The 11,591-nt window shown below is 35.7% G+C and carries 12 protein-coding genes; 9 read left to right on the top strand and 3 right to left on the bottom strand.

The features are described from left to right. Nucleotide 1 precedes the first annotated feature (1 nt). Complete coding sequence (locus JO40_RS08620) at nt 2-778, top strand: hemolysin family protein (protein WP_044978984.1); 777 nt, start codon at nt 2-4, stop codon at nt 776-778. Nucleotides 779-789: 11 nt separating this feature from the next. Continuing rightward, entirely contained in the window at nt 790-2,766 is a 1,977-nt protein-coding gene (locus JO40_RS08615) for a tetratricopeptide repeat protein (RefSeq protein WP_044978983.1), read from the top strand. Nucleotides 2,767-2,826: 60 nt separating this feature from the next. Here the strand turns inward: JO40_RS08615 and JO40_RS14745 are convergent, their stop codons facing one another. Next, nucleotides 2,827-3,240: a tetratricopeptide repeat protein gene (locus JO40_RS14745; protein WP_245608817.1), complete on the bottom strand. Its 414-nt coding sequence runs from the start codon at nt 3,238-3,240 to the stop codon at nt 2,827-2,829. Continuing rightward, nucleotides 3,207-3,815 carry a hypothetical protein gene (locus tag JO40_RS14740; protein WP_245608816.1) on the bottom strand — a complete coding sequence of 203 codons (609 nt, stop codon included), beginning with the start codon at nt 3,813-3,815 and terminating at the stop codon, nt 3,207-3,209. The genes JO40_RS14745 and JO40_RS14740 overlap by 34 nt, the downstream gene beginning before the upstream one ends. A gap of 198 nt (nt 3,816-4,013) precedes the next feature. Between JO40_RS14740 and JO40_RS08605 the strand changes: the two genes are divergently transcribed. From JO40_RS08605 to JO40_RS08575, 7 genes are all read left to right on the top strand, one after another. Beyond that, nucleotides 4,014-4,958, top strand: a complete 945-nt coding sequence (locus tag JO40_RS08605) for a DUF58 domain-containing protein (RefSeq protein WP_044978982.1) — start codon at nt 4,014-4,016, stop codon at nt 4,956-4,958. Continuing rightward, the gene (locus JO40_RS08600) at nt 4,943-5,884 is read left to right on the top strand and encodes a hypothetical protein (protein ID WP_044978981.1); all 942 of its coding nucleotides are present in this window, start codon (nt 4,943-4,945) and stop codon (nt 5,882-5,884) included. The genes JO40_RS08605 and JO40_RS08600 overlap by 16 nt, the downstream gene beginning before the upstream one ends. A 195-nt stretch (nt 5,885-6,079) precedes the next feature. Continuing rightward, nucleotides 6,080-6,874, top strand: coding sequence for a VWA domain-containing protein (locus JO40_RS08595; protein ID WP_245608815.1), 795 nt, complete (start codon nt 6,080-6,082; stop codon nt 6,872-6,874). After that, nucleotides 6,871-7,857, top strand: coding sequence for a vWA domain-containing protein (locus tag JO40_RS08590; RefSeq protein WP_044978980.1), 987 nt, complete (start codon nt 6,871-6,873; stop codon nt 7,855-7,857). Before JO40_RS08595 ends, JO40_RS08590 begins: the two co-directional genes overlap by 4 nt. Further along, nucleotides 7,841-8,455, top strand: coding sequence for a tetratricopeptide repeat protein (locus JO40_RS08585; RefSeq protein WP_044978979.1), 615 nt, complete (start codon nt 7,841-7,843; stop codon nt 8,453-8,455). Before JO40_RS08590 ends, JO40_RS08585 begins: the two co-directional genes overlap by 17 nt. Beyond that, nucleotides 8,404-9,771, top strand: coding sequence for a hypothetical protein (locus JO40_RS08580; RefSeq protein ID WP_245608814.1), 1,368 nt, complete (start codon nt 8,404-8,406; stop codon nt 9,769-9,771). The genes JO40_RS08585 and JO40_RS08580 overlap by 52 nt, the downstream gene beginning before the upstream one ends. An 82-nt stretch (nt 9,772-9,853) precedes the next feature. Continuing rightward, nucleotides 9,854-10,363, top strand: coding sequence for a Smr/MutS family protein (locus JO40_RS08575; protein WP_044978978.1), 510 nt, complete (start codon nt 9,854-9,856; stop codon nt 10,361-10,363). On the opposite strand, the gene JO40_RS08570 is transcribed toward JO40_RS08575, so the two are convergent. After that, entirely contained in the window at nt 10,355-11,548 is a 1,194-nt protein-coding gene (locus JO40_RS08570) for an HD-GYP domain-containing protein (protein WP_044978977.1), read from the bottom strand. The two genes, JO40_RS08575 and JO40_RS08570, sit on opposite strands and share 9 nt — an antisense overlap. Nucleotides 11,549-11,591 lie beyond the last annotated feature (43 nt).

Genomic DNA, 11,591 nt, shown 5'->3' with positions numbered 1-11,591 from the left:
TATGGGTATAATAGACTTATTTAAAAAGAAGCGAAATGTAAACAATATTTTAAAAGAAGGCTTAAATGACGAAAAAAGGGATATGATACGAGGCGTTGTAGACTTATCCGATACGGCAGTAAAAGAAGTTATGATTCCGCGCATTGATGTTGATTTTTTAGCCCTTGATACGCCGAGCGATGAAATTTTAGATAGGATATCTGAAAGCGGCCATTCCCGCTTTCCTGTTTATGATGAATCCATTGATAACGTTATAGGTATTCTTTATGTTAAGGATATTATTAAACTTTTAACAAAAAATCAAAAAATTGAGCTTGATAAGATAGTACGCCGAGCCTTTTTTGTTCCTGAATCAAAAAGAATTGACGCTCTTTTAGCCGAATTTAAAAGACGCCATATTCATATTGCCGTTGCTGTTGATGAATACGGCGGTGTTTCAGGCATTGTATGTATGGAAGATATCATAGAAGAGATTGTAGGCGATATACAGGATGAATTTGACAATGAGGGTGAGGATATTACCGAAATAGCCCCGGGGGTTTGGCTTTGCGATGCCCGTGTCGATTTGGACGACCTCGCCGAAACCATTAAAAGCGATGCCTTGCCTGTAGACGAGTTTGAAACCTTGGGAGGTTTTGTGTTCGATCTTTTCGGAAAAATACCTGCCAAATATGAAAAAACAGCTTGGAATGATTTTGACTTTATTGTTCAAGATATGGACGGCCACAAGGTTAAGACCGTTAAAATTGTTCACAACAAGAATTCTATGCAAAATTAGGGAGGGAATGTATGAAAAAGCCTTTTTTCGGATTTATGTTTATTGTTTTATTTTCGGCCTCTTTATTCTGCAACCCTGCGGATTTGTATCAAAAGGGTGCCGAATATCAGGCTAATGAAGATTGGTACGGTGCTATTGAAATGTATCAATCCGCTTTAAAGGAAAACCCCTCCTATAATTTGGTATATCAGGGCTTAGCCGAATGTTTTTATGCTCTCGACGAATATGACCAAGCCTTATCCTTTGTAGAGTCAGCCCGAAAATATAAAAAAGATGATCCCGATTTACAAAACCTCCACGGCTTTATTTTGGTAGGTCTTGGAAAGATAGATGCGGCTAAGACCCTTTTTAATGGGGTTTTAAAAAAATATCCCAACAATCCCGAAGCCCGTTTCGGTTTGGCAGAAATAGAGGTTTCCCAAGGAAAGCTCTATCTTGCTTCCGAGATGTATAAGCAAAACCTTCAGCGTCAGGGCGAAAACAGAAAGGCTCTTCTTTCTTTAGCCCTTGTAAGTTATGAGGCCGGAAATGTTAAGCAGGCCGAAGATTACATAAACAGAGCCTTAAAATACCATGGCGATAATCCTCAGGTTCATTATTTTGCAGCCTATTTACATTCTCTTGACGGAAAACTTGAAGAGGCCGAAGGACGTATTTATTCGGCTCTTAAATTAAAAGAAGATTATGACGAGGCCTATGCTCTGCTTGCTTCCGTCTTATATGCACAAAGACGCTATGAAGAGGTTATAAAGATTTCCGACATGAGGATTTCAAGAAAAAGGGATAGACCGGATGCTTGGTACTTAAAAACTTTGAGTTTAAGACGGCTTGAAAAGCACAGTGATGCGATAAATGCCGCCAGAGTAGGTCTTTCTTTGGATGCAGATGATGAAATAATGCGCTGCCTTTTAGAAGAACTGGCAATAGAGAATTTAAATTTTGAAGATTCCTTCCGTATGGAGCTTTCAAAATATCATGCTGAAAGAGCCCTAGGTTTTGCGAGGCGGAATATGACCGACAATGCCCTCTATGAGTATAGACGGACTTTAAAAATATATCCTTATGATGTTGAAAGCCGTGAAGCCTATGCAGGTATTTTGCTCCGGCTGGGTTATCCTGAAAGATATTTGGAACAAATGCTTTTTATTCAGTCAATAGTAAAAAGCAATACTAGGGTAAATGATGCAGTTGAAGCTTATGAAAAACATCTTTTAAGTTCCATTCAATCAAAGTGGCGCATCGATCCCCTTTATTTGGATAAAGCCCACATATCCATAGGTTTATTTTATGCTATAGAAAGCTCAAATGTTTTACATCCTGAAGCCGAGCGTATAACTCAAATCCTTACCTCAGATATTTTTTCTTATAATCCCAGAATCAAAATAACTTCTTATTCGGATAAGCCTGTAACTTACAGGGATGCTTCGAAAAAATCGCGTACGGCAAATGAGGACTATTTCGGCATTATAAGGCTCAAAGAGAATAGAAGGGATATTCAAATCATATTGGAACTTTATGTTTCGCGTACCGGTTCTCCCGCAAAAACATTTACCGTTTACCGTTCAGGCAATGACCGTTTTTCAAACGGCATAAGGCGGCTTTCTTCAATGCTCAATGAGGCAATGCCCATCGTAGGCAAGCTCATAAACCGCTATCAAAATGAAGCCGTTATCGACATAGGAAAACATGATTCGGATTTTAAGGATTTAAAAATTGCCGTTATACGCAAGGACCGCTTGGTTATCGAAAAAGAAGGTTTAGGTATTGTGTTTGACCCGTCCGACCTATTGGGTTATTTTGAACCATCAAAGTCCGAAGAAGATTTATCGGAAGGTCTTTTAAATAGAAACGGTTACTACGACAGAATGAATGCCGGCGATTCTATAATTCTTTTTAGTGAGAATGAAAAAGAAAAAACGGCTGAAGACTATGCGGATTATGGTCAAAAAAATTCTTCGTTACTCTTGCTTCTCAGAAGAATTCGCTAGCGAAAATTCGTAGGCGAAGAACTAATTCAATTTGCCGGCGAAAAAAATTCTTCGTTACTCTTACTTCTCAGAAGAATTCGCTAGCTCGACAAGGCAATAATGAGCCCATTCTTTTGCCTGAGACGGGTACATGTCTTGGGCGGTTAAAAATTCCAATAGGGCATTATCATATGAGTTTTGAAAAAAAAGAGTCTGCCCTATGTAAAAATGCGTTCTTGCAGAAATTCTGGATGTTCTTCTTATCCTTAAAAAATTGCTGAGTTCAATCCGGCATTTTTGCCAATTTTTTGTATAAAAATAGTCCTTTAGAATTCTTTGCAGTTCCATACTCTCACCGCCGTTAGGCGTTTTTTTGTCATCAGGAAAGATATAGGGTTCAAGTCTTTGAGAAGAAATAATAAATTCTCTAAAATCTCTTTTTTCTGCCGTAAGAGTATTTATTATGGTTTCCGTTTGGGATGAAAAAAATTCCATTCTTTTTCCGTTTGTTTTTCGGGGTTTAAAAAAGGCAAAGGAATGGGGCGGTTTTGTGCTGCATCCTTTCTTTTCTCTTGTTCTTCATAAGAAGCAAAAACTTCTACAGGGCTGTTGATTGTATTTATTCCGTTTATAAATTGAATTTTACCTGAAGCGATTTCGTTTTCTTCGGCTATTGCATAATAATAAGGTATTCCCGGAATTGGATTGTCAAAAAACGGGAGCCCGTCATCGGTTATGTTTGCAATCGGAACGGCTTCGGCAAGGGAACTGATTGATGAAAAGCCGGTTGTGGATCTGTAAAGGATTAAGTTTCTTCCTTCGGGTTTTGCTTTCCAGCTGATAATTACGTATTTTTCTCTTGTAAGAATTGAAAAGGACAAGAAACTAAAATCTTCTTGTTTTTGTTGGTCTTGAGATTTTTCGGAAAATTCTATCTTTTCGGAACCTGTTTTATCCGGTTGTACTTCAGGTACCAATTGAGATAGTTCATTTTCGTTAATACCGGCTTCATCAGCAAAACAAAAAGCTGAAATGATGGAAAATAGAAATATAATAATCCTTTTTTTCATATCTTATATTTTCGGCCTTTTTTTTAAAAAAAATCAAGAGCCCGGCATTATTTGTTTGACGTTTTGATTGCCTTTTTGACAGTCTTTTGACAGTCTTTTGACAGTCTTTTGACAGTCTTTTGACAGTCTTTTGACAGTCTTTTGACAGTCTTTTGACAGTCTTGAATAAAAGTGCTTTTAATACTAAAATGTATTGTTATGAAAACAGGTTTCATTGCAGAAAAGGCAAAACAGCTTAAAATCTCTTCTATTTCTATTTCAGAAGGCTTACGCTCAGGCGGTTTTAGTTCGGCTTTTCGCGGGCAGGGAATAGAATTTGACTCTGTGCGTGAATACGAAACCGGAGATGATGTACGCTCTATCGATTGGAACCTTACTGCACGGAGCGGCAGAACATTTGTCAAAATGTACCGTGAGGAAAGGGATTTAAGCATTTTTATATGTGTAGATTTTTCGCTTTCTATGGAACAGGGACTTGATAAAATCAGCCCTAAGGAAAAAGCTATCGAAACGGCAGCCCTTTTAGCCTTTGCGGGGAGGAATATATTTTCTCCGGTCGGAGCCCTTTTTTTTGATGGAGAAAAAGGCCCATTGTTTATTCCTAGAACGGGAGAAGATCATATTTTGACCATATTAAAATCGATGGAAGATTTTGCCTCCTGTAAAAACCGAAAACCTGTAAGGGGAACCCGCCTTGCATCTTCGATGACGGCAGCTTCTAAAATTTTACGTTCCAGGTCCTTAGTAGTTATCATATCGGATTTTAGGGTGGAGGGTTATGAAAAGGAACTCGGTCTTTTGGCGGCAAAACATGATGTTGTTTGTGTGAGAATAAGCGGGTCTATGGATTCTTCTTTACCGGAAGCCGGCTCCATAAGATTTAAAGACCCCGAAACTAATTTTAGGATGCTTTTACCTACTGATTCTAAAACTTTTCAAATGGAATATAAAAAGAATTTTACTGAAGAAATATCAAGATGGGAAAACACCTGTAAACATTCTCTTGCAAATCCTGTATTACTTGATGTAACTGAAGATACCGTAAAGGTATTGGGGGATTTCTTTTTATCAAAACAGAGCAATCAGCGTGTTTCAAAAAATAATTTGGCCAAGTTTGGAGCGGATGTATGGAAGGCATTTTAATTCCTCAACAAGTATTTGTCGGCGACTCCGCAGAATTTTTATTTCCTATAGATTCTTTGAAATCTTTTGACCCTTCTATTTTAATGTCCGGATATTTCAAAGTTAATAAAATAAAACAAAATGTTTTTATGGATATAACGTCCATTCAAATTAAAAAACAGGAAAAAAAAGAATACATATCCATAAGTTTTACTCCATGGGAAACAGGTGCTATTTCTTTTCCTCCCTTGACTGAGGCAGGTATTTACGATGCCATTCCTCAAGTTTTTATTTCTTCAATATTGGAGACTGCAAAGGTGGAGGTTATACAGCCTCCGCGTCCTCCTATTTTAATTCCGGGTACAAGTTATTTGCTTTATCTCATCGCTTCTGTGAGCGGTGTACTTATTTTTAGTTTTATAATGATTTTTTCTACAATAAGAAAACGTTTTTTTGTTTATTCTTTTTCGAAAGCTCAAAGACTAAGAATCAGAACATTGAATAAAGCTTTAAAAAGGCTAAAGCGGCAAATCTCTTCCGTTTCTTCTTCCGATAATCTTGAAATGATTGCAAAAAGAAAAGATTGGTTAAAAAAGTTTGAATTTGTTTTTAGAAAGTATTGCTTCAGCTTGACTGAATCTGAACAGGTTGTAAAATCGGATGAAGGGGACAGCCTTACCTACTCGGAAATGTTGGAAAGACTTAAAACAAAATTTAAAAATACATACGGTGTTTACTTTGAATTTGAAAAACTTTTTTTTAAACTCCAAGCTATCCGTTTCGGGGGTACGGACATTACAAAAATAAACTTTGAAATGGAAAGCATGTATTTTTTTAATCAAACTTTTAAACTTATGAAAATAGCCGAATCCGAAATTCAAAAAATTATAAATTCAAAACAAAAAACAAAAATAAAGATAAGAATACAAGAAGGTGAAGATGATTAGTTTTAACCACCCTATCGTGTTTTTATTGCTATTACTTTTCCCTTTCTTTTTTATATTAAAAAAAAACGGACTGATGCAAAGTCCCGAGTTAAATTTAAATTTGGTAAATTGGAAAGGGCTTTTTCCAAAAAAAATAAACTAATGGAATTCGGGAATTTTTTATCTTATTTTCTTTGGTATTGCGGAATTATATTTTTGATAATAACTTTATCAGAGCCTGTTATTTTTAAAAATAAACAAATGTATACCGATGCAGGAAGTTCGATTATGTTTTTATTGGACATAAGTCCTTCGATGGCTGCAAAGGATATGAACGGAGAAACAAGAATCGAAAGTGCAAAAAAAATTATAAGAAAATTTGTTGCAAAGTATCCGGGAGATTCTTTCGGCTTGGCTGCTTTATCAAGTTCTGCAGCTCTAATTGTTCCTCCTACAATTGACCATAAGGTGTTTTTATCGCGCCTTAATTCTTTAAGTATAGGAGAATTGGGAGACGGAACGGCAATCGGCATGGGACTTGCAGTTTCTTCAGCCTATATGACAAGAAGTAAATTCAACTCTTCATATATTATTTTACTTACTGACGGCGAAAATAATACGGGAGAAATTAATCCGAAAACTGCTGCAACATCTTTAGTAAATAAAAACATCGGCTTTTATGTTATAGGAATAGGAAGTGCGGGATATACTACTTTGGAATATACGGATCGAAAAACAGGAAAAACTTACTCAGGTTCTATTTTTTCTAAGTTCGATGAGCTTGAGTTAAAAAAAACAGCTCAATACGGAAACGGAAAATATGCCTCCGCCTCTTCACCTGAGATGCTTGAAAATATATTTAATACTATGTCCAAGCAAATCCCTTCTGCACAGTCAAATTTTACACAGATAATCGAAGAAAATTTATATGTTTATTTTTTATCCGCCTCAATATTTTCTTTTGCTTTTGCATGGCTTTTACGCAGAATTTTTATGAGGGTATATCTATGATAAGTTTTGAAAACCCTGCATATTTATTTTTGATTATATTTTTACTTCCTGTTTGGTTCATTTTTTATATAAACTTAAAAAAGATAAAAAAAGCTTATTTAAGTTTGGAAAATTTAAAAAAAATAATCAAAAAGGCTAAGACAAGGGCATTGTTTTTTTCTCTTGCTTGGATTTTTTTGGTTTTGGGTTTAGCCTGTCCCCTTTGGGGGGCTAAACCTATTTCGGTAAGACGCAGAGGAGTATCGGTTATGCTTGTTTCCGATATTTCAAAAAGTATGAGCCTTCAGGATATTCAGCCCAGCCGCATTGCGGTACAAAGAAAATTTTTAAAAATACTGCTGGAAAAAATGCATAAAACCTCAGCAGGGAATACAGGGCATACTGAGCCTGCAGTTGGACTTGTAATTACAAAGGGTGACGGAGTTTTATCTGTTCCGTTAAGCTTTGAAAAAAATGCACTGTCCTCTGCAATAGATGCCCTGTCTCCGTTAATCCTTTCTTCCGCAGGGACAAACCTTGAAGCAGGAGTATTACGGGCTTTGGATTCTTTTGGGGAGAACAGGGGAAATTCAAAAATAATAATTTTATGCACGGACGGCGGGGAAACTACAGGCTCTCTTTTACACGCCGCAGAAAAAATCAAAAAGACGGATGTGCTTCTCATTATTGTGGGATTCGGTACCCTTGAAGACAGTAAAATAAGAGTAGTTGATGAAAAGGGAAATACCCAATTAAAGGATGCACGATTGGAAGAAGAGTTTTTACAAAAAGCTGCAAAAGCGGCAGGCGGCGATAGTATGTATATTTCAGCTTTAAGTTCGGGTTCTATAGAAAGTATTTTAAAAATAATCGATACCGGAATAGAGGGTGTGGAAAAAATGGTTTATATACAGGAACCGGTAAAAAGAAATTTTGAAATGCTTTTACTTGCTTTTATTTTTTTATGTTTGGGCGGAGTGTCTATTTATGGTAAAAATAAATAAAATAGTCTATATAATTTTTCTTGTTTTATTGATCTCCGCATGCAGTAAAGGCGATAAGGCCAGACTCGATTTTCTATCGGGATATATTGCATGGAAACAAAACAACTGGAACAAGGCTGCATCAAAATTTTTTGACTCAATGGATTTAAGTGAAGAAATTAAAGATGAAAAAATAAAAGACTATTCGGAATTTGCAATCGGTTCAATCTATCTTATGCAAAATGAAGATGCTTCGGCTCTTTCCCGCTTTGAAAAAATAAATGAAAATAATGATAAAAGATTGGATTCCTATATTTATTATCAAAAAGGAATAATTGCATTTAAAAATCAAGACTATGAGAAAGCTGTAATTCTTTTTAGAAAATCTCTTGAACTTGAACCGGATAGTGTTGATGCTAAAATTAATTTTGAATTGAGTAAGCGCTATCAAAAAAGAGAAAAAGATAAACCTATTAATAGTCAAGGTCCGGCTGTCATAGAAAATAAAGAAGACAGTTTACAAGAAAAAACTATTTTAAATTTGATACGAAAAAAGGAGAAAGAGCAATGGCAAAAGAAAGAGCAAGAAAACAATCAATCTCAGGCATTCGATTATTGATAGCATTTTTTCTTTTATTTTTTTGTTTCAGCTTTGCTCATGCCGGAATAGAAGAAGATGCACAGTTGTCATTTTCTTCAAGCCCTTTGTTTATAGATTCTGTTTTTGAAATAAAAATAAAATTAGATGACTCTTCGTTCCATTATCATAGCTCTGCCGGCTACGCCGGCTATGCCGATATACCTAAACTTATTATTGTGGATGATGAAGAAGTTCTTGAATTTTTAGATTCGGCTGTAAATTCATTATATGGCGGGATTCTAATTACAAACAAATATAAATTAAAAAAAATCGGAACCTTTGGACTTGTTCCCTATCTATCTTTAGGAAACAGCCGAACAAAACTTAAAAATTTTTCTATTCAAGTAGAGCCCCCTGCTCTATCAAAAGATACGATATTCAAATGGAAAATATTGGATGCAGTTTCATATTCCCCTGTGGAAAAAATTGTGCAGGGGAAAAAATATCTTATAGTTTTGGCAGGCTTTTTTTATGATTACTTTAGCAGAGACGGTAAACCTTCCGGTTTGGATATAAACTGCCAAGCTCCTGAAAATTCCATTTTGGAGGATACCGATAATATTAAAAATAATATCGATATTAAAGAATTAGGTTGGAAAGCCGTCTCTTGTTTTTTTTGGACACCTTTAAAAACCGGTGAGATAAGTCTTCCCATACCTCAAATAAGTATTACTTCCGAATCAAAAAGTTCACGTAAAATTTATATTAGAGAGCAAAAAGTAAATGTAATAGAGGGAAGACTTGAACAAGAAAAAATAAGCGATGACGAAAAAAAAGCTTATGAAAGTTTAAAATCCGCTTTGGAGGTTAAGGATAGTTCGGCAGCCCAAAACGTTTCCGACAATCATAAAAAAAATTTTGATGAAAAAATATCAAAAGCCTTGATAATCGCTCAACTGCGTGTAAAAGAAGCCAACAGCCTTTTTTCGGGACAAGAAAAAGCTAAGAGGCTTGAATATGAAAAAGACTTGAATTTAAAGGAAAGCTTTACTGTCAGGTCTGCAATTTTTAAAAAAATATTATGGCCCTTACTTTTTATTTTATTGGCGGCCGAAGTATATTTTATTATATGCTTTAAGAAGAAAAAAAATCGGCTTAAGACTCTTTTGATAGTTTGTTTTATTTTTGTTTCTGCACTTCTCTTTTTTTATTTGGGACAATATGAAAGAGCCGTTTACCGCCCTACCGGCTATGACGAAGAATCTGTGGTTTATCATATCCCTGAAAAAAAACGGAGCGATAGTAAGCTCCTTGCAAATAGGAGAAACGGTTATTATAAAGCAAAAAACTTCTGAATGGTTTTTTGTTGAAAAGAGAGACGGTACGGGCGGCTGGCAAAAAAAGAGCGAATTTATTATAACGGATTAGGAGATTTGCATGAGTAATTTCGGTGATATTTTAGATGAATGGGATAGAATTTCAGGAAAACCTTATGGAAAAAAACAGATAAAAAAAGATGAGCGTTCAAATAAAAAAAATCATAAAACACTCATAAGCGAAGAAAATAAAAAAAAGATTAATCCTATGGAACTCTGGTTAAGACGGTACGGCACTGAAGATAAAGATGCTCAAGAATCTTTGAACAAAATAGATTACGCAAGGGAACGAAAAATATTGCGGGATATGAGATATGAGGACGAAATCGATTTACACGGTATGACCTGTGATGAAGCCGAAGCTGCGTTAAATATCTTTTTTGAAAATTCGATACGAAAAGGCTTAAAAAAAATTTTGATTATACATGGCAAGGGGAATCATTCAGACGGAGGAGCAGTCTTGGCACCATTTGTCCGTTCCTATCTTGAAAAGCATAAAAGAGCAGGCGAAACCGGCCATCCGAAAAATGCAGATGGCGGAACCGGCTCCACTTGGGTAATTTTAAAATAAGGCAGTTGAGTTACGGTCAATATTTTTTAGTTCTTCTTTAGATAACTGTCTTTTTATGGTTACGGTACTTGCTTTAGTCTGTATTATTACGGGTTCTCCTGTAGGCCCTGTTTGACCGTACAGTTGAACTATCGGAAAGCGCGGATCGCTCGGATTTACATCAATGACTTTTGCAATTTTTCCATTAGAAAGATGAACATACATTCCGACAGGATAAAAAGACAGGGCATAAAGAAGAGCCTTTAAGATAGTTTCATCATATTGTCCGTTAGCATTTTTTATCATTTCGACAATACCAGATGAGGCATCTTGAGCTTCCTTATAAGGACGGGGTGAAGTAGCCGCTTCATAGGAACAGGCAACGGCTATTATTTTACCATACATTGAAATTTTTTCCTTTGTAAGCCCCCTAGGATAGCCCATACCATTCTCTCTTTCATGATGCTCCAATACGGCTAAGCATATGGGCAAAGAAAAAGATGAGGTTTTTAAAATATTATAGGACAGAACAGGATGTGTAAATAAGGCCTTTTTTCCTTCTTCGCTTAATGGTGCATCATACATATAGTATTGAGGCGGAAGCCTAAACATTCCTATTTCGTGTAAAAGACAGGCTGCTCCCAGCTCTATTAGTCTATGGGGAGGCATTTTTAGCTGAATTCCTATAATTATGGCAAAAATTGAAGATCTTAGGGAGTGCATGACAAGATAATTTGTCGGAGAGCTGTATTTTTGCATTTCTATAAGAAGGATTAGCTTTTTATCGTTTTTTACGAAATCGCAAAGCTCTTTTACTTTATCAAAAATAAGACGCGGCTCCAAGATTTTTTTCATAGTATAATCGGTAAAAATTTTATCCGTAAATCGTAAAAAATCCCAAAATTTATTTTCGATTTCTTCCATCATTTCTTTTTGCTTTTTTAGCTTTTCTGAAATAATTTCGTTTTCCTTGCTCGAGTCCAGTACGTCCTTGTCTGAAGATTCAGCCTTATTTGTCCTAAAACTCATAAAACTTGATGGTTCACCGTCGGAATAAAGGAGAGAAAAATCCCACTCGCTTAAAATAGCTTTTAGCTCGGCCGTAAGCGGCGTTTCGGGGATTAAAAGCAAAAATTTCTTGTCTAAATAAACATTTTTATTAAAAAATGATAAATCTTTTATATGGTCGGCATTATAGGTATTCACTTATTTTCTCTCCTATAGTATAATGTACATATATTATAAAGGA

This window comes from Treponema putidum (genome assembly GCF_000755145.1).
In the GTDB taxonomy this organism is placed as follows: domain Bacteria; phylum Spirochaetota; class Spirochaetia; order Treponematales; family Treponemataceae; genus Treponema_B; species Treponema_B putidum.
The sequence above is the reverse complement of the archived record's forward strand: the minus strand, read 5'-3'. Positions and strand labels throughout refer to the sequence as shown.